Here is an 18,288-nt window from a genome sequence, read left to right on the forward strand (position 1 = left end):
GATTTGTAAACAATAACGGCAACTAATGTTGCCAGTGATTTACGCCAGGCGCAGCAGAATGGCGCCGCCGGCGATACCCAGTGCCGCCGCGATGCGCAGGCCCGCAACCTTCTCTTTTAAAAGGATAAAAGCGATCAGCGCGCCAAAGAGTATGGAGGTTTCACGCAGCGCCGCGACTACCGCCAGCGGCGCCTGCGTCATTGCCCACAGCGCCAGACCGTAAGAGCCCATGGTGCCAACCCCGCCGAGCAGCCCCTTTTTCCAGTGCAGGCGCAGGTAGCCGGACGCCTCGCGCCGACGCGCCACCATCGCCCAGCCGAGCAGGCAGAAGCCGTTCATAAAGAAGGTCCATAGCGTATAGCCCAGCGCGGTGTCCGACAGCCGCACGCCGGTGCCGTCCACCAGCGTATACCCGGCAATAAAGCAGGCATTCAGCAGCGCCAGCCAGATCCCTTTGCGTGACTGCATGCGCCCGTTCATCGCCATCGCCAGAATCGACAGGCAAATTACCCCGATGCCGGACCAGGCGAGCCAGGAGAGACGATCGCCGAGCGCCAGCACGCTGATCAGCGCCACCAGCAGCGGGGCGGTGCCGCGCATCAGCGGGTAGGTCTGGCTCATATCGGAGACCTGATAGGTCTTCGCAACCAGCACGGTGTACACCACCTGTAGGGCGCAGGAGACAATCAAAAACGGCCAGCTTTCTGCTGAAGGTTGTGGGGAAAACGGCAGTAAGACCAGAGCGATAACCGTGGCGGATCCGCTGACGCTTATTGCGGAATAGAGCTTGTCCGTTCCGGCCTTAACGATGGCGTTCCAGCTGGCATGCAGCAGCGCGGCGAAGAGCAAAATGCAGAATACGGTGATGGTCATGGCGTATCGGGTGATGAATTGTCACTCAACTGTAACATTCACGTCCTGAAGCTGCCAGCCGCTTACACCGCACAAAAAAGGCGGTGCGTCACCCGCGGTTCGTCCGAGACCAGCGTAAATCCTGCCTGGCGATAAAACCCGTAGGCAGCGTCCGGCGCATGGGTATTGAGGAAATCAAACCAGATGCTGGCATCGGCCATCACCACGGTCAAAAGCTGCTTGCCAATTCCCAGCCCGCGGCACTTTTCGCTGACGTAGAGATGGCGAATACGTCCGGCGCGCGGCTGCTGGCTGAACGGATCGCGATTCAGACCGCACACGCCGACCAGCTTGCCGTTGAGAAACGCGCCTAACAGCTTTTCGCCCGGCGCGTTAAAGCGGTTCTCACCCCGCTGCCAGCTCTCTTCGAGCCTGCGCAGCATATTGAAATTCAGTGCAATACTTTCCGCCTTCAGGGCGATATACCCCGGCTCGTCTGGCGTGACAGGCTCAATTAACAGACGCGACATAGCATTCCCTCGTTATTAAAGAGGGGCGGTTGCCCGCCCCTCTCAGGTGCGACTTGAAGCTGAATTACCGAACGAATTTCAGGACAGCATCAAGCAGTTGCAGTACAGCAACAATGAGTTTGAGGATAAGTATCACCATATCCACTACGCTCATACGCGTCTCCTTTTGGTTAAAAGGAGCACGATGCTGGCGTACCTTTCCGCCGCCTGTTGCCAGCACCTGGATTGACGTAACACAGTGTGCTCACTTCAGAGGGTTAAGGCACTGACGGCACCACCCGTTTCAGCCAGGACTTCGTTGCGCCGGTAGAACTGCGGCCCCCTCGCTCACTGCGAACACCCTCAGTATAGATAAATACTGTACGTATGAACAGTATTTTGTGGACAAAATCTGGATGGCGATCCATACTCAAAAACGTCAAAATCCGTGCCTCAATTGCGCGTTCGTCTTCGATCGCGTATACTTTTTTGCGTTGACGTAACACAGTGTGTTCTGCGGCGACCAACCGCAAAACCCTGATAAAAACCTCGCTTAGGCGGGGTTTTTTGTTTTCATCACCCAACAAACGAAACGTGATCCCTGACGCATTTTTGCGCAGATGAAAATTTTTCCATTGTCACGCCCGAAAACCTGTGTTTGTATAAATTCAATCAATGAATCCAAACACAGGTCCCCAATGACTTCATCCATCTTCACTTCGACCCTACTAAAAACTGCGCAACCAGCCGCAGTGGTCGTCGTGCGTGTGGTGGTGGTCGTCGGCAATGCGCCGTAGGGACTGGATCAACACACGAATCCAAAACCCCGCCGGCGCAAACCGGGCGGGGTTTTTCGTTTAGGACCCTCCCCGGAAAGTCGGCCCAGAAGAAAAGGACTGGAGCATGGCAAGTTCGGGCACAACATCCACCAAGACGCGTTTTACCGGCGCGCAGCTGATCGTTCATCTGCTGGAGCGACAGGGCATCACCACGGTTGCGGGCATCCCCGGCGGCACGGTGCTGCCGCTGTACGATGCGTTAAGCCAAAGCACGCAGATCCGCCACGTGCTGGCGCGTCACGAGCAGGGGGCAGGCTTTATCGCTCAGGGCATGGCGCGTACCCAGGGTAAACCGGCGGTCTGTATGGCCTGCAGCGGGCCGGGCGCAACCAACCTGGTGACCGCCATCGCCGACGCGCGCCTCGACTCCATTCCGCTGATCTGCATCACCGGCCAGGTGCCGTCCTCGATGATCGGCACCGATGCGTTCCAGGAAGTGGATACCTACGGCATCTCTATCCCCATCACCAAACATAACTATTTAGTTCGCGATATCAGCGAGCTTCCTCAGGTTATCAGCGATGCGTTCCGCATTGCGCAGTCCGGCCGCCCGGGCCCGGTGTGGATAGACATTCCTAAGGATGTCCAGACCGCAGAAATTGAGATCGACGTTCTGCCGGAGCCGGGTGAGCGAGCCCCCGCGCCGGAATTCAGCGCTGAGAGCGTGCGCGACGCTGCCGCCATGATTAACGCCGCCAAACGCCCGGTGCTCTATCTGGGTGGCGGGGCGATTAACGCCGCAGATGAAATCCGCGAGTTTGCAGAAAAAGCCAACCTGCCGACTACCATGACCCTGATGGCGCTCGGCATGCTGCCAAAAGCGCACCCGCTGTCCCTGGGGATGCTGGGGATGCACGGCGCGCGCAGCACCAACTACATCCTGCAGGAGGCGGATTTATTGATTGTTATGGGCGCGCGTTTTGATGACCGGGCGATTGGCAAAACCGAGCAGTTCTGCCCGAATGCGAAAATCATTCACGTGGATATCGATCGCGCCGAGCTCGGCAAAATCAAGCAGCCGCACGTGGCGATTCAGGGAGATGTGGCGGAAGTACTGACGCAGCTGATCCCGCAAACCGACGCAACCGACCGCGCCGACTGGCGTCAGCTGGTGGCCGATCTGCAGCGCGAGTTCCCGGGTGCCATCCCAACCGAAGGCGACCCGCTGAGCCACTATGGTCTTATCAACGCCGTGGCCGCCTGCGTGGACGACAGCGCGATTATCACCACCGACGTCGGCCAGCATCAGATGTGGACCGCGCAGGCCTACCCGCTGAACCGTCCGCGCCAGTGGCTGACCTCCGGCGGTCTGGGAACCATGGGCTTCGGCCTGCCTGCGGCGGTCGGTGCAGCGCTCGCCAACCCGGACCGCAAGGTCATCTGCTTCTCCGGTGACGGCAGCCTGATGATGAACATTCAGGAAATGGCGACCGCGGCCGAAAACCAGTTAGACGTGAAAATCATCCTGATGAACAACGAGGCGCTGGGGCTGGTGCACCAGCAGCAGAGCCTGTTCTACAAGCAGGGCGTGTTTGCGGCGACCTATCCGGGGATGATTAACTTTATGCAGATTGCTGCCGGCTTTGGCCTGCACACCTGCGATCTGAACGCGGAAGAGGATGCCCATGCGGCGCTGCAGGCGGCGATTTCTCGTCCGGGCCCGGCGCTGATCCACGTCCGTATCGACCCTGAACAAAAAGTGTATCCGATGGTGCCGCCGGGTGCGGCAAATACTGAGATGGTGGGAGAATAAGCCATGCAGAAACAACATGATAACGTCATTCTGGAACTCACCGTCCGCAACCATCCCGGCGTCATGACTCACGTCTGCGGGCTGTTTGCCCGCCGCGCGTTTAACGTGGAAGGCATTCTCTGTCTGCCGATTCAGGGCAGCGAGCACAGCCGCATCTGGCTCCTGGTGAACGATGACCAGCGTCTGGAGCAGATGATGGCGCAGATTGACAAGCTGGAGGACGTCACCAACGTGGCGCGCAACCAGTCCGATCCCACCATGTTTAACAAAATTGCGGTGTTTTTCGAATAGATCGCTCATTGCTTGAACACCCGCGCGCTTATCGTTAAGGTAGGCGCGTTTTTTTATCCGCCCGCCAGGAACGCGCCATGACCACCATCGCCCTTATCGACGACCACCTTATCGTCCGCTCTGGATTTGCCCAGCTTCTGAACCTCGAACCGGATTTTCAGGTGGTGGCCGAGTTTGGCTCTGGTCGCGAGGCGCTGGCGGGCCTGCCGGGACGCGGGGTGCAGGTCTGTATCTGCGATATCTCGATGCCGGATCTCTCCGGGCTGGAGCTGTTAAGCCAGCTGCCAAAAGGGATGGCGACGATCATGCTGTCGGTTCACGATAGCCCGGCGCTGGTCGAGCAGGCGCTTAACGCGGGCGCGCGCGGCTTCCTTTCCAAACGCTGTAGCCCGGACGAGCTGATTGCCGCCGTGCGCACCGTCTCCACCGGCGGCTGCTACCTGACGCCGGAGATCGCCATCAAGCTGGCGGCCGGCAGGCAGGATCCGCTCACCAGACGCGAGCGTCAGGTGGCTGAGAAGCTCGCGCAGGGGATGTCGGTGAAAGAGATTGCGGCTGAGCTGGATTTGTCGCCAAAAACCGTGCATGTCCATCGCGCCAACCTGCTGGAAAAACTCAACGTCAGTAACGACGTCGAGCTGGCGCGCCGCATGTTCGACAGCTGGCAATGAGTTCCGCTTTTTCACGGCTGATCGCCGTCGTTGCCAGCTTTTTTATCTTCTCTGCCGCGTGGTTCTGCCTGTGGAGCATCAGCCTGCATCTGGTGGAGCGCCCGGAGCTGGCGGTGCTGCTGTTTCCATTCGGCCTGCGTCTGGGGCTGATGCTGCAATGCCCGCGCGGCTACTGGCCCGTTTTGCTCGGGGCAGAGTGGCTGATGCTGGTCTGGCTGGCTCAGGAGGTTGCCCTCGCGCATCTTCCCTTATTGATGACCGGAAGCCTGCTCACGCTTCTCCCTGTTGCCCTCATTTCCCGCTATCGTCACCAGCGCGACTGGCGCACCCTGCTGCGGCAGGGGGCGGCGCTGATTGCCGCCGCACTGCTGCAGTCCCTGCCGTGGGTTGGCGACAAGGAGATGCTCAACGCTCTGCTGCTGACCCTCACCGGTGGCCTGACGCTGGCACCCACCTGCCTCGTGATCTGGCACTACCTCACCAGCACCGTCTGGCAGCCGCTCGGCCCGGGGCTGGTTTCCCAACCGGTGAACTGGCGCGCCCGGCATCTCATCTGGTATCTGCTGCTGTTCGTGGTGAGCCTCTGGCTTCAGCTGGGTTTGCCCGCCGAGCTTTCACGCTTCACGCCGTTTTGCCTTGCGCTGCCGATTATTGCTCTGGCCTGGCACTATGGCTGGCAGGGGGCGCTGATCGCCACCCTGATGAACGCCATCGCGCTGATCGCCAGCCAGACCTGGCACGACCATCCGGTGGATTTGCTGCTCTCGCTGCTGGCCCAGAGCCTGACCGGGCTGCTGCTCGGCGCGGGCATTCAGCGCCTGCGCGAGCTGAACCAGTCCCTGCAGACCGAGCTGGCGCGCAATCGCCGTCTGGCTGAACGCCTGCTGGAGACGGAAGAGAGCGTGCGGCAGGAGGTGGCCCGCGAGCTGCACGATGATATCGGCCAGACGATCACCGCCATCCGCACCCAGGCGGGCATTGTCCAGCGTCTTGCGGCGGAAAATGCGGGCGTGAAGCAGGGCGGGGCGCATATCGAGCAGCTTTCACTTGGCGTATATGACTCGGTGCGACGCCTGCTCGGCAGGCTGCGCCCGCGCCAGCTTGACGACCTGTCGCTGGAGCAGGCGGTACGCTCCCTGATGCGCGAGATGGAGCTGGAAAGCCGCGGCATTGTCAGCCATCTCGACTGGCGAATTAACGAATCTGCCCTGAGCGAAGGCCAGCGCGTGACGCTGTTCCGCGTCTGTCAGGAGGGGCTGAACAATATCGTCAAACACGCCAGTGCCAGCGCGGTCACGATACAGGGCTGGCAGCAGGACGAGCGCCTGATGCTGGTGATTGAAGACGACGGCTGCGGCCTGCCGCCGGGCTCCGGCCAACAGGGCTTTGGCCTGGCGGGCATGCGCGAGCGCGTCAAGGCGCTGGGCGGCACGCTGAACCTTTCCTGTACCCACGGGACGCGCGTCAGCGTCAGTTTGCCGTTAAGGACGCATCATGTTTAAAACCCCAGCCAGCGCAGCCCCATTAAGCAACAAAGCGGAAATTGATGCCCGCTACAGCTACTGGCGACGTCATATTCTGATTACCATCTGGCTCGGCTACGCGCTGTTCTACTTCACTCGCAAAAGCTTCAACGCCGCCGCGCCGGAGATCCTCGCCAGCGGCGTGATGACGCGCACCGATATCGGCCTGCTGGCGACGCTGTTTTACATCACCTACGGCCTGTCGAAGTTCTTCTCCGGTATTGTTAGCGACCGCTCTAACGCCCGCTATTTCATGGGCGTTGGGCTGATCGCTACCGGGGTGGTGAACATCCTGTTTGGTTTCTCCACATCGCTTTGGGCCTTCGCCCTGCTGTGGGCGCTGAACGCCTTTTTCCAGGGCTGGGGCGCGCCGGTCTGCGCCCGCCTGCTCACGGCGTGGTACTCGCGCAACGAGCGCGGCGGCTGGTGGGCCGTCTGGAACACCGCGCATAACGTCGGCGGGGCGCTGATCCCGATGGTGGTCGGCGCCGCGGCGCTGCACTACGGCTGGCGCGCGGGGATGATGATTGCAGGTGGCCTCGCCATTCTCGCCGGGCTGTTCCTCTGCTGGCGCCTCCGCGACAGGCCGCAAACCGTTGGCCTGCCTGCGGTGGGCGACTGGCGGCACGACGAAATGGAGATTGCCCAGCAGCAGGAGGGGGCGGGGCTGACCCGTAAGGAGATCCTCACCAAATACGTGCTGAAAAACCCGTACATCTGGCTGCTGTCGCTCTGCTACGTGCTGGTCTACGTGGTGCGCGCGGCCATTAACGACTGGGGCAATCTGTACATGTCCGAGACGCTCGGCGTGGACCTGGTCACCGCTAACTCGGCGGTGACGATGTTCGAACTGGGCGGGTTTATCGGCGCGCTGGTAGCGGGCTGGGGTTCGGATAAGCTGTTCAACGGCAACCGCGGCCCGATGAACCTGATTTTTGCCGCCGGGATTTTGCTCTCCGTCGGCTCGCTGTGGCTGATGCCGTTCGCCAGCTACGTGATGCAGGCGGCGTGCTTTTTTACCACCGGCTTCTTCGTCTTTGGCCCGCAGATGCTCATCGGCATGGCAGCGGCGGAGTGTTCCCACAAAGAGGCGGCAGGCGCGGCGACGGGCTTTGTCGGGCTGTTTGCCTACCTTGGCGCATCGCTCTCCGGCTGGCCGCTGGCGCGGGTGATCGATATCTGGCACTGGAGCGGTTTCTTCGCGGTGATCGCCATCGCGGCGGGAATTTCCGCCCTGCTGCTGCTGCCTTTCCTGCACGCGCAGGCCCCGCGCGAGATGGGTGAAGCGTGATGCGCCTCACCTTTCTGGCCCGAGTGGCGTAAAACTAAGAAATTTTCCCGGTTTTACCTGGACGCTGTCTCAGGCATCTCTCCTGGCTGATTTTTACAATGCCTGCCATTCGCAGGTAAAAATCAGCTCAGGAGCAAACCATGCTGGCCTTCCTCAACCAGGTGCGCAAACCGACCCTGGATCTGCCGCTCGACGTGCGGCGCAAAATGTGGTTCAAACCGTTCATGCAGTCCTATCTGGTGGTCTTTATCGGCTACCTGACCATGTACCTGATCCGCAAAAACTTTAATATCGCGCAGAACGACATGATCTCCACCTACGGGCTGAGCATGACGCAGCTGGGGATGATTGGCCTGGGCTTCTCCATCACCTACGGCGTGGGAAAAACGGTTGTGTCCTACTACGCGGACGGCAAAAACACCAAGCAGTTCCTGCCGTTTATGCTGATCCTCTCCGCCATCTGTATGCTCGGCTTCAGCGCCAGCATGGGCGCAGGGTCTGTCAGCCTGTTCCTGATGATCGCCTTCTACGCCCTGAGCGGCTTCTTCCAGAGTACCGGCGGGTCGTGCAGCTACTCCACCATCACCAAGTGGACCCCGCGCCGCAAGCGTGGTTCGTACCTCGGCATGTGGAACATCTCCCACAACCTCGGCGGAGCGGGTGCGGCAGGCGTGGCGCTGTTTGGCGCAAACTACCTGTTCGACGGCCACGTGATCGGCATGTTTATCTTCCCGTCGATTATCGCCCTGATTGTCGGCTTTATCGGCCTGCGCTACGGCAGCGACTCCCCGGAATCGTACGGCCTCGGCAAAGCCGAAGAGCTGTTCGGGGAAGAGATCAGCGAAGAGGACAAAGAGACCGAAGAGAACGAGATGTCCAAATGGCAGATCTTTGTTGAGTACGTGCTGAAAAACAAAGTGATCTGGCTGCTGTGCTTCTCAAACATCTTCCTGTACGTGGTGCGCATCGGCATCGACCAGTGGTCCACCGTGTACGCCTTCCAGGAGCTGAAGCTCTCTAAAGAGGTGGCGATTCAGGGCTTCACCCTGTTCGAAGTGGGCGCGCTTGTCGGCACCCTGCTGTGGGGCTGGCTCTCTGACCTCGCCAACGGCCGTCGTGCGCTGGTGGCCTGCGTCGCGCTGGCGCTGATTATCGCCACACTTGGCGTCTACCAGCATGCCAGCAACCAGTACGTTTACCTCGCATCCCTGTTCGCGCTTGGCTTCCTGGTGTTTGGTCCGCAGCTGCTGATCGGCGTGGCGGCAGTGGGCTTCGTACCGAAAAAAGCGATCGGCGCTGCCGATGGGATTAAAGGCACCTTCGCCTATCTGATCGGCGACAGCTTCGCCAAGCTGGGTCTGGGGATGATCGCTGACGGTACGCCAATTTTCGGCCTCACCGGCTGGGCGGGCACCTTCGCGGCGCTGGATGCGGCAGCGATCGGCTGTATCGTCCTGATGGCGATGGTCGCGGTGCTGGAGGAACGTAAAATTCGCCGTGAGAATCGTGCGCAGAAATTAAAAACAGCCTGAGTGTGCAGGTAACGTCTTTGCCCGGTGTGTGATGCCGGGCTTTTTTATTTCCGCCGACGGCATTAATACCTTATCCCCCGTCCCGCAACGTCTTTTCAGTGCACTATTCTGGTTCTGCCCGCTGTTGACGCCGTGCGTTTCCCGCTATGATGAGCGGCTATTCATAGGAGAACGCATGGTCTGGATAATGCTGGCAACGCTTGCCGTGGTGTTTGTGGTGGGATTTCGCGTCCTGACCTCAGATTCCCGCCGCGCCATCAAACGTTTAAGCGAGCGTCTGGGCATCACCCCGATGCCGGTTGAGTCGATGATCGATCAGTTCGGCAAAATGCCGGGCAATGAGTTTATCCGCTACCTTGAGCGCCCGGACGAAGCGCATCTGCAAAACGCCGCGCAGGTGCTGCTGATCTGGCAGGTCTGCATTGTCGACGCCAGCGAGGAGAACCTGCACGCCTGGTACCGCATGCTGCGAAAAGCCCGCCTTGCCGCACCCATTACCGATGCGCAAATTCGTCTGGCGCTTGGCTTCATGCGGGAGATGGAGCCCGATCCGCAGGAGCTGAACGCCTTCCAGCTACGCTACAACCAGCTCTTCCTGCCGGAAGAGGGTGTGTTTTATCTGCATTAAGGCATTTTCCCGCATAAGACATTCTGAGCGTTCAGAATCTCCTCTCTGTTTTCATTGAGGCGGGTGGCGACATAGATATCTATGTTTAACCTTTTTGCCTCCGCGTCCGTGAGTTCACGGTAGTAAAGTCCTTCCTGATTAAAGGTGCATTTCGACTGCGGCAGCAGCGCAAATCCTTTCCCTCTTGCGATACGGCTCAGCATCACGAGGGTATCATCCGGCTCTTTAATACGCTTCAGCGGCGCTTTTAGCGTATCAAAGTAGCTTTCGCATTTGTCGTAGAATGAAGGGTTTGCACTTCTGGAAAACCAGAATATGGGTAAATCACTGATATCTTCGAGGGAGACTTTCTCTTTGAGACTTGCAGGGTGTAAAGAGGGCATTGCGATGAGTAACGGCTCCTGGCAGACCCACCGGTACTGAACAATGTCTTCATGACCCGTTCCTTTTTCACCGGTCAGCACCAGATCCAGCATATTTTTAGACAAGCTTTGCAGCAGTTGCGCTGACGTCAGATCCGGCGTTTCGACATCATCTCCCGCGTTCATTTTTTGAAGCTGGGTGTTCACCGGTTCAATATATTCAAAATTAAGCGTCCGCGTCAGCCCGATTCGGAGGCTCGTTTCAGAGGAGAGCGTGTCTTCTTTTAAATTGCTGATGTCTTTGAGTATTTTTTCAGCCTGAACAACCAGCGCACGACCTGCTTCAGTGAGGCTAACGTCATGCGTGCTGCGGCTGAACAACTGACGTTTCAGAACAGCTTCAAGGCACTTTATCTGGCGCGTCAATGGCGGTTGAGTCATGCGTAGACGTTCGGCAGCCTTACGGAAATTCAGTTCATGTGCAACAGCGAGAAAGCATTGTAATTGTTTGATACTGGGCAGGTTATTGCTGATTAAATGTTCTGCTGTGGCCATACGTGAGTCCTGAATGCGAAAAGGTATTTAGTCTTTTTTCGATTTCGATATTACACGGTAACGCTATGAAGAAAAACCCAATTTAATAGTAATACAAAAAGTATATTACAAATTTAATAATTCCACTTATGCACTGAGTTGATAAATTAATTTCTGTTTTTTTCTTATTTTTATTAAAAGGATTTCTCTGTTCTAAAGTATCGCGTGGAAACTAAGTACGGCTCTCAGAAATATCATCGTTGGCCCGAAGATATTGAGTATCCCGTTTGTGGGTAACAACATTCAACATTTATCCAATTCGTAAAAGAATTTACTGATTAGTATATTGAGGTGGCGATTATGGCTGTAGAACGTTTTCCGCAAAAAATGACCTTAAAGTCATGGCTTGCTTTATTTATTCTGGCTATTTCAACGTTTACTATTGTTACCACTGAACTGGCGCCAGTAGGTTTATTAACCCCAATTGCAGATGGGCTACAGTCTTCGGAATCTGCAGTGGGTATGACCGTATCGCTTTATGCCTGGGTCGGGGCGTTGAGTGCGCTGTTTGCCTCCGTCTTTTTAGGGAATGTGTCCAGGAAGCGCCTTTTACTCGTGCTTACCGTGGTACTTCTGATTTCTAACGTCATGGCCGCGACCGTAGACACCTACAGCATGCTGCTTAGCGCCCGCGTACTGGGTGCGCTTGCTCACGGTGCATTCTGGGCGATGATCGGCGCGGCGGCGGTAGCTATCGTACCTGCCAGATATATTGGCGCGGCGACGTCAATCGTATTTGGAGGCGTTTCCGCAGCAAGCGTTTTTGGCGTGCCGGTATCCAACTATATTGGTATTCACTTCGGCTGGCGGCAGGCATTTTGGCTGATGGCCGCGCTGAGCGTAATTGCCTTTGTGGGTATTAGTGTGCTTGTTCCCCGGATCGTCAGCAAAAGTTCGCTTGGCCTGGATGCGCTTAAAGGCGTGCTAAAGTCGTCTACCTTGTGGAAAATTTACTCAGCAACCTTGCTGGCCGTTACGGCCCACTTTGCTGCTTTTACGTATATTGAACCCTGGCTACATGCGCAGAGTTCACTGTCCATCACCTTTATTCCCGCTGTGCTTTTTGTTTACGGCATCGCGGGTCTGGCCGGTAATTTCCTCACCGGCGTGTTGATTGATAAGTATCTCAAGCTGACGGTCTCGTTGTCTGTACTGCTGATCTGTGCAGTGCTGCTGTTCCTGGGTCTGTCAGGTTCCTCGCTCTCTGCTGCGATGATATTCACCAGCATGATTGTCTGGGGTATCGCCGTGTCAGGAATATTTGTCGGCTTCCAGACCTGGGTTTTATGTATGGCAGAGGATAAAGCCTTCCCCGCCTCTGCAATCTACGTTTCATTTTTCAATACCGCCATTGGTATCGGCGCGTCGGTCGGTGCCTGGATAGTTTCATCATTTTCACTGCCGCTCCTGTATATCGTCGCCGCCACGGCCATCGGCCTTTCCGTTCTGCTTATTGCGTTTATCCCTGCCACGTTGACCGCTAAACAATCCCGGATGGAGAAATCTTATGAGTCCAATTAATGCCCGCATCCGGCATGGATGAAAAATAATCATTGCTGACAACGGATAAAAAAACCGGGTAAACCCGGTTTTTTTATTTCATGATGAGGTATCAGGCGTTTACACCCTTCATTCCCTCTGCAGAATATCGTTCACCTTTTATCTCTATCTTTCGACGAATATCGTTCAGTGATTGAATATCGCTTTTTTCCAGAACAATGTCGGCTGAGTGTGCATTCTCTGCCAGGTAACGGGTGTGCTTAGTGCCCGGAATGGGAACCAGTTTATCGTATTGCGCCAGCAACCACGCCAGTGCAATTTGACCCGAAGTGCAACCGTATTTCTGCGCAAGCGGCGTAATCGCATCGAGCAACTGGCGATTATGATCAAGACTGGACTGAATAAAACGTTCGTTATTCTTGCGAAAATCACCCTCTGCAAAATCACTGTTGTTCAGGTATTTTCCAGTAAGGAAGCCTCTACCAAGAGGCGAGTAAGGCACCAGGCCGATATCCAACTCTTTCACGACCGGCAGAACGGTATCTTCAATATCACGCGTCCACAGAGAATATTCCGTTTGCAGCGCGGTGACAGGATGGACTTCATGGGCCCGTCGTAGCGTTGAAGCTGAAACTTCACAAAGACCAATATGGTTAATTTTACCTTCTTTAACGAGCGCACTGAGGCAATCCATGCTTTCTTCGACCGGTGTTTCGTTGCTTACTCTGTGAAGGTAAAAGAGATCGATGCGTTCAACGCCAAGGCGCTTAAGGGATTCGTTACAGCAACGGATGATATAGTCGGGTGTGTTATTAATGGAGCGGGCATAGGACTCGTCGGGAGAGCGATCGATACCGCACTTCGTGGCAATTTTAAACTGCTCGCGTGTGCTTTTATCCAGCCCGGCAAGAAAGTGACCGATCAGCCTTTCATTGTGACCGCGGCCATAAAGATTTGCGGTATCAATGAACGTCACGTTCAGTTCGATGAGCTTATGCAACACCTCAAGTGATGCATTGTCATCCGTCTGCCCGTAAAATTCACTCAGCCCCATCGCACCAAAGCCAATAGCACTAACACTAAGATTTTGAGATAAGTTACGTGTTTTCATAGTTTCTCCTTTTCAGACGCTATGATTGTTTCACCTCAAATGTGGATACTGAATTTTCATTTTCGTTATGCTGAAAAGGTATCAGTCGACGACGCTCTCCCTCCTGGCTCATTAAAAACGACAAAAGTTGTCAAATCGTTAAATCCGTCACACTTTTGATGATAAACTGCGCGACTTTTCCGCACGTTTTTATCTTCAGGTGACGCCATGACAGAACATATCCAGCCCACGACCAGACCGCAGACCAAAGAGGTTTCACGCCCCAACTGGTCGGCGGTTTTCTCCGTGGCGTTCTGCGTCGCCTGCCTGATTACCGTTGAGTTTCTGCCGGTGAGCCTGCTGACACCGATGGCGCAGGACCTGGGCATTTCCGAAGGCGTGGCGGGGCAGTCCGTTACCGTCACCGCGTTTGTGGCGATGTTTGCCAGCCTGTTTATCACCCAGGTGATTGGCACCATCGACCGCCGCAAAGTGGTCATTCTGTTCAGCGTGCTGCTGACGCTCTCCTGCCTGCTGGTCTCCTTCGCGGAAAGCTTTACCCTGCTGCTGCTGGGGCGCGCCTGTCTGGGACTGGGGCTCGGCGGCTTCTGGGCGATGTCCGCCTCGCTCACCATGCGCCTGGTGCCTGCGCGCACCGTGCCGAAAGCGCTGTCCGTCATATTTGGCGCGGTCTCCATCGCGCTGGTGATTGCCGCGCCGCTGGGCAGCTTCCTGGGCGGGATTATCGGCTGGCGTAACGTCTTTAATGCGGCGGCGGTTATGGGCGTGCTTTGCGTTATCTGGGTGTGGAAGGCGCTGCCGTCCCTGCCTGGCGAAGCGGCGCACCACAAACAGAACATGTTTAGCCTGCTGAAGCGTCCCGGCGTGCTGGCGGGGATGACCGCGATCTTTATGTCCTTTGCCGGGCAGTTTGCCTTCTTTACCTATATCCGCCCGGTGTTTATGACCATGGCGGGCTTTGACGTAGACGGCCTGACGCTGGTGCTGCTGAGCTTCGGTATCGCCAGCTTTGTCGGTACCTCGCTTTCGTCCCAGTTCCTGAAGCGCTCCCTGAAAGTGGCGCTGGCGGGTGCGCCGCTGGTGCTGGCTGCAAGCGCCGCGGTGCTGGTGCTGTGGGGCAGCGATAAGTGGGTCGCGTCTGCCATTGCGATTATCTGGGGCTTTGCCTTTGCGCTGGTGCCGGTGGGCTGGTCGACGTGGATCACCCGCTCGCTTGCCGATCAGGCGGAAAAAGCCGGGTCGATTCAGGTGGCGGTGATCCAGCTGGCAAACACCTGCGGCGCGGCGATTGGCGGCGTGGCGCTCGACCACCTGGGGCTGACGTCACCGCTGGTGATTTCCGGCACGCTGATGCTTTTGACCGCGCTGCTGGTGGCGGGCAAGGTTAAAGCACGTTGATTGATAAATAGTCACTTCATCGATATACTTGTACCGTAACTTGTACAGGAGGGAATATGCAGGTTGTGACGTTTACCGAAGCACGAAGCCGACTCAAAGATGTGTTGGACGACGTGAATGACAACGTGGAGACAACCATCATCAGCCGCCGAAACGGGGGGGATGCGGTGGTTATGTCTCTGCAGCACTACAACTCGATGATGGAAACCATCCATCTGATGAGTTCGCCTGCTAACGCCAGCCGACTGATGGAGTCAATCGCACAGGCAAATACCGGAAAAACCACGCAGAGGGATCTGATAGATGACCAGGCTACTGATTTGGACTGATAACGGCTGGGATGATTACCTGTGGTGGCAGGAGCAGGACAAGAAAACGCTTCGCAGAATCAATAAATTGATTGAAGATGCGAAGCGTCAACCTTTCGATGGCCTGGGTAAGCCGGAACCCCTTAAAGGTAACCTTTCCGGATACTGGTCCCGTCGAATCAATGATACCGATCGTCTGGTTTACGGGGTGTCAGATAGCGCTCTTACTATTTTAATGTGCCGCTATCACTATTATTCGTAGATCACGCCGATGTCCTCACCCGTCTTCTTGAATCCATCGAAATCAGTATAACCGACGACACGATAAGCAACGTCCCCAGCCAGTCCGGCAGGGTGAACGCCACGCCCAGCAACACCACCGACAGCAGCGCGCTGCTCAGCGGCTCGGCGCAGCTCAGAATGCTCGCTTTCGGCCCGCCGATCGTCTGCGCGCCTTTCAGATACAGGCTGAACGTCAGCGCGGTGCCGATCACGACCAGGTAGAAAAACGCCAGCAGCAGGCTGCCGTCAATGACGAAGGTCGTCCCGCGCCCGGCGTAGAACGGCGTCAGCATTAACCCGGCAATCAACATACTCCAGCCGACAATCGGCAATGTGCCGTAGCGGGCAATCAGCGTTGACGGATAGGTCGTGTAAAACGCCGCGGCAAACGCCGAGGCGATGCCGAAGAACAGTGCGGCAGGCGAGATGGAGAGCGAGGTCGGGTCGCCGTGGGTGACCAGCAGGAACGTCCCGACAAGCGAGGTCACAATCGCGGATAAAACAAACACGCCGGGGCGCTTTTTCCGCGCCAGCGCGAACCAGGCCACGATAATGGTTGGCGACAGAAACTGCAGCACAGTGGCCGTTGCCGCATTGGATTTTTCAATCGTCAGCAGGAAGGTGAGCTGCACGGTGAGCGCGCCGACCAGCGAGAAAAACAGCAGGCTGAGGGCGTCTTTGCGATGTTTGATGACCGAGAAAATCTTGTCGCCGTGTACGAAGGAGAGCGTCAGCAGGATCACGCCGGTAAACAGCAGGCGAACCATGGTCAGGTAAGGCGAAGAAATGTGGCTTTTCTCCATGATGTACTGCGCGCAAACGCCGGAACTGCCCCATAAAACGGCGGCGATCAGGACGTTCAGCATCCCTTTACGTGTAGAACCCATTTTCTCCCCTGTTATGTTGGTTTTTTTCTAGCATAACATGGGATCTTTCCGGGTGGCGCTACGCTTACCCGGCCTACAAAACCTTGTAGGCCCGTGCAAGCGCAGCGCCGCCGGGCGAAACAAACGGCGCTGTACTAGAACCACGCCTCCCACATCGCGCCGACGTTGAAGTCGTCGAGCGTTTCGTCTTTGGTGTTGTTCACGCGCGCGGTGCGTGCGTTATCCACCTTGCCGCCGGTCACGTAGAAGCGCAGCATCGGACGGAACTCTGGCCCCATGGCGATAGACATGTTCTGCGACAGGGTCAGCTTCCAGCCCTTGTTGTCGCCGCCGTTGTCGTAATCCACGTGCTGCCAGCCTGCTTCCAGCCAGGTGGAGTGAACGTCGTTCCACCAGTGCATCGGACGCACGATGGCGTTGTAGTTCTTACGGTTGTCGGTCTTATCGCGGCTGTTGTCGTAGTCGTGGAAGGCGAGGATATACTCCACCTGCGTGGCCTGGGTGAATTTGTACAGCCCTTCGAAGCTGGCGTAGACCGTGGTCAGATCCTCGGTTTTGTTGAACACGCTGTTGTCCGAATTATCGGAGTAGCGGGCAATCACCTTGTTCACGCCGCTGTCGTTGGTGTGGCTCAGCACCACGCCGCCCTGCCACGCGTTCAGACGTTCGTCGCTCTCCACCGCTTTGGAGTCAAAGCCGTAGTTGGCGTAAAGCTCCATGTCGATCGGTCCGAGCTTCATGCCGTGGATTTTTGAGGTCGCGGCGTAGTTGCCTTTGTCGCCCGTGCCGGACCCGCCGGTACAGGTGATGCGCGACGGGTTGGCTTCATCTTCCATCACTTCCGGGCTACAGGATTCCACCGCCGCCACGGCGGCGACGTCAAACTGCACGCCGCCGATGTCGAAGTTCTTCACCCCGGCGCCCTGGCCGTCGTGGTTCATCCAGAAGTAATCGTTGATGCCCTGCTGCGGACGCTGGTGGAAGTCACGACCGGCCCAGAAATAGGCGTTCGGGTTGGAGGCCATAATATTGGTCACCCCGGCGTAGGCTTTTTTCAGGTTAACTTCGTCGCCCCAGTGGTCGATCATCACGTTGATGTCCCAGATGGCGCCGTTTTCGCCTTTAAAGGCCTTGGAAAGCTGGAATTCCCCGCCGTTGCCTTCGTTGCCCAGACGACCAATGGCGGACGCGCCGTTGTATGAACCGTCCACCGCCACGTATTTCTGATCGGCGGCCTGGAAGTGCGCGCCGTATCGGGCGTAGCCGGTAAATTTAACCCCAAACGGAATCGCCATATCCGGAGATTGCGCCGCGCTTTGCGGCTCGGTCACCACGTCCGCTTTTTTCGCGACGGCAGCATCCATTTTGGCCTGACGTTCAGCCAGGGCTTTATCCACCGCTTTCGCCACAATGGCGTCGATTTGTTCCTGCGTGAATTCCTGTGCGAGCACGGAAATTGGGCAAAGCGCGGCGATAACCGCCATGGTTAATGGAAGTTTTTTAATCGTATTCATGGTTATCTCAATATAGTTTAATTTTATTCAGACAATAACCATCCCGCTCCGATCTGACAGAATATGTCGCTATCATCAGAACAAGTGGATTTCTAGTTTTAGGTACAGAGGTGTTACATTAATTTATTTCGACATAGGCTATCTCTGATATAAATGAATAATTTCTTCGGATAATTCACGCGCTAATAAGGAATTCATTAAATGATCCTGCGCGTGCACCATAATTAACGTCATCGGCTGGCGGCCTTCGCCCGCATCCTGCTCGATCAGTTTGGTCTGCATCTTGTGCGCCTGGCGCGCGTAGCCGTCGGCTTCGCGCAGCAGGCTTTTGGCTTCGTCAATGTTGCCCTGGCGCGCGGCGTGCAGGGCTTCAAAGCACAGGCTGCGGGACTGCCCGGCATTGACGATAATTTCCATTACGGCTTCTTCTAATGCGATCATAA

General features: G+C 56.7%; 20 protein-coding genes. 12 read left to right on the plus strand and 8 right to left on the minus strand.

Going from position 1 to position 18,288, the window contains the following annotated elements; translation table 11 throughout:
- Positions 1 to 39 precede the first annotated feature (39 nt).
- The 3 genes from LRM19_RS13090 to tisB form a co-directional block, all read right to left on the minus strand.
- Positions 40 to 873 carry an EamA family transporter gene (locus LRM19_RS13090; RefSeq protein WP_127729032.1) on the minus strand — a complete coding sequence of 278 codons (834 nt, stop codon included), beginning with the start codon at positions 871 to 873 and terminating at the stop codon, positions 40 to 42.
- A 62-nt stretch (positions 874 to 935) separates the two neighbouring features.
- Positions 936 to 1,382 (minus strand): GNAT family N-acetyltransferase, encoded by a 447-nt coding sequence (locus LRM19_RS13095; RefSeq protein WP_021242692.1) that lies wholly within the window; start codon positions 1,380 to 1,382, stop codon positions 936 to 938.
- A 64-nt stretch (positions 1,383 to 1,446) separates the two neighbouring features.
- The gene (gene tisB / locus LRM19_RS21225) at positions 1,447 to 1,536 is read right to left on the minus strand and encodes a type I toxin-antitoxin system toxin TisB (RefSeq protein WP_008500146.1); all 90 of its coding nucleotides are present in this window, start codon (positions 1,534 to 1,536) and stop codon (positions 1,447 to 1,449) included.
- 523 nt (positions 1,537 to 2,059) lie between these two features.
- On the opposite strand from tisB, the gene ivbL reads away from it, so the two are divergent.
- The 8 genes from ivbL to LRM19_RS13135 all read left to right on the plus strand — a co-directional run bounded on the left by ivbL (position 2,060) and on the right by LRM19_RS13135 (position 9,889).
- Positions 2,060 to 2,158: an ilvB operon leader peptide IvbL gene (ivbL, locus tag LRM19_RS13100; protein ID WP_057979964.1), complete on the plus strand. Its 99-nt coding sequence runs from the start codon at positions 2,060 to 2,062 to the stop codon at positions 2,156 to 2,158.
- Between the two features lie 106 nt (positions 2,159 to 2,264).
- Complete coding sequence (ilvB, locus tag LRM19_RS13105) at positions 2,265 to 3,953, plus strand: acetolactate synthase large subunit (RefSeq protein WP_115876750.1); 1,689 nt, start codon at positions 2,265 to 2,267, stop codon at positions 3,951 to 3,953.
- A gap of 3 nt (positions 3,954 to 3,956) precedes the next feature.
- Positions 3,957 to 4,244: an acetolactate synthase small subunit gene (gene ilvN, locus LRM19_RS13110; protein WP_008500144.1), complete on the plus strand. Its 288-nt coding sequence runs from the start codon at positions 3,957 to 3,959 to the stop codon at positions 4,242 to 4,244.
- Between the two features lie 77 nt (positions 4,245 to 4,321).
- The gene (gene uhpA, locus LRM19_RS13115) at positions 4,322 to 4,915 is read left to right on the plus strand and encodes a transcriptional regulator UhpA (RefSeq protein WP_271369076.1); all 594 of its coding nucleotides are present in this window, start codon (positions 4,322 to 4,324) and stop codon (positions 4,913 to 4,915) included.
- On the plus strand, positions 4,912 to 6,417 hold the full coding sequence (gene uhpB, locus LRM19_RS13120; RefSeq protein ID WP_127729034.1) for a signal transduction histidine-protein kinase/phosphatase UhpB: 1,506 nt from the start codon (positions 4,912 to 4,914) through the stop codon (positions 6,415 to 6,417). The genes uhpA and uhpB overlap by 4 nt, the downstream gene beginning before the upstream one ends.
- Positions 6,410 to 7,729, plus strand: coding sequence for an MFS transporter (locus LRM19_RS13125; RefSeq protein WP_115876748.1), 1,320 nt, complete (start codon positions 6,410 to 6,412; stop codon positions 7,727 to 7,729). The genes uhpB and LRM19_RS13125 overlap by 8 nt, the downstream gene beginning before the upstream one ends.
- A 140-nt stretch (positions 7,730 to 7,869) precedes the next feature.
- Positions 7,870 to 9,261, plus strand: a complete 1,392-nt coding sequence (uhpT, locus tag LRM19_RS13130) for a hexose-6-phosphate:phosphate antiporter (protein WP_023309834.1) — start codon at positions 7,870 to 7,872, stop codon at positions 9,259 to 9,261.
- A 175-nt stretch (positions 9,262 to 9,436) separates the two neighbouring features.
- Complete coding sequence (locus LRM19_RS13135) at positions 9,437 to 9,889, plus strand: DUF1198 domain-containing protein (RefSeq protein WP_271369078.1); 453 nt, start codon at positions 9,437 to 9,439, stop codon at positions 9,887 to 9,889.
- Here the strand turns inward: LRM19_RS13135 and LRM19_RS13140 are convergent.
- A complete protein-coding gene (locus tag LRM19_RS13140; protein WP_271369079.1) occupies positions 9,886 to 10,806 on the minus strand; it encodes a LysR family transcriptional regulator in 921 nt (306 codons plus the stop codon). The two genes, LRM19_RS13135 and LRM19_RS13140, sit on opposite strands and share 4 nt — an antisense overlap.
- 339 nt (positions 10,807 to 11,145) lie before the next feature.
- Here LRM19_RS13140 and LRM19_RS13145 point away from each other — a divergent pair, with 339 nt between their 5' ends.
- Positions 11,146 to 12,366 carry an MFS transporter gene (locus LRM19_RS13145; protein WP_271369081.1) on the plus strand — a complete coding sequence of 407 codons (1,221 nt, stop codon included), beginning with the start codon at positions 11,146 to 11,148 and terminating at the stop codon, positions 12,364 to 12,366.
- 91 nt (positions 12,367 to 12,457) lie between these two features.
- Here the strand turns inward: LRM19_RS13145 and LRM19_RS13150 are convergent, their stop codons facing one another.
- Positions 12,458 to 13,456, minus strand: a complete 999-nt coding sequence (locus LRM19_RS13150) for an aldo/keto reductase (protein ID WP_127729040.1) — start codon at positions 13,454 to 13,456, stop codon at positions 12,458 to 12,460.
- Between the two features lie 207 nt (positions 13,457 to 13,663).
- Between LRM19_RS13150 and nepI the strand changes: the two genes are divergently transcribed.
- The 3 genes from nepI to LRM19_RS13165 are packed head-to-tail and all read left to right on the plus strand — an operon-like array spanning position 13,664 to position 15,424.
- Entirely contained in the window at positions 13,664 to 14,854 is a 1,191-nt protein-coding gene (nepI, locus tag LRM19_RS13155; protein WP_249576786.1) for a purine ribonucleoside efflux pump NepI, read from the plus strand.
- A gap of 56 nt (positions 14,855 to 14,910) precedes the next feature.
- A complete protein-coding gene (locus LRM19_RS13160; protein WP_041911702.1) occupies positions 14,911 to 15,183 on the plus strand; it encodes a type II toxin-antitoxin system Phd/YefM family antitoxin in 273 nt (90 codons plus the stop codon).
- A complete protein-coding gene (locus LRM19_RS13165) occupies positions 15,158 to 15,424 on the plus strand; it encodes a Txe/YoeB family addiction module toxin (protein ID WP_041911701.1) in 267 nt (88 codons plus the stop codon). The genes LRM19_RS13160 and LRM19_RS13165 overlap by 26 nt, the downstream gene beginning before the upstream one ends.
- Position 15,425: 1 nt before the next feature.
- On the opposite strand, the gene LRM19_RS13170 is transcribed toward LRM19_RS13165, so the two are convergent.
- The 3 genes from LRM19_RS13170 to LRM19_RS13180 form a co-directional block, all read right to left on the minus strand.
- The gene (locus tag LRM19_RS13170) at positions 15,426 to 16,331 is read right to left on the minus strand and encodes a DMT family transporter (RefSeq protein WP_115876741.1); all 906 of its coding nucleotides are present in this window, start codon (positions 16,329 to 16,331) and stop codon (positions 15,426 to 15,428) included.
- A gap of 134 nt (positions 16,332 to 16,465) precedes the next feature.
- Positions 16,466 to 17,845, minus strand: coding sequence for a carbohydrate porin (locus tag LRM19_RS13175; RefSeq protein WP_111964264.1), 1,380 nt, complete (start codon positions 17,843 to 17,845; stop codon positions 16,466 to 16,468).
- Between the two features lie 138 nt (positions 17,846 to 17,983).
- A complete protein-coding gene (locus LRM19_RS13180) occupies positions 17,984 to 18,286 on the minus strand; it encodes a PTS lactose/cellobiose transporter subunit IIA (protein ID WP_029741865.1) in 303 nt (100 codons plus the stop codon).
- Positions 18,287 to 18,288 lie beyond the last annotated feature (2 nt).

The organism is Enterobacter sp. PI-10 (genome assembly GCF_027947695.1).
Lineage (GTDB): Bacteria > Pseudomonadota > Gammaproteobacteria > Enterobacterales > Enterobacteriaceae > Enterobacter > Enterobacter vonholyi.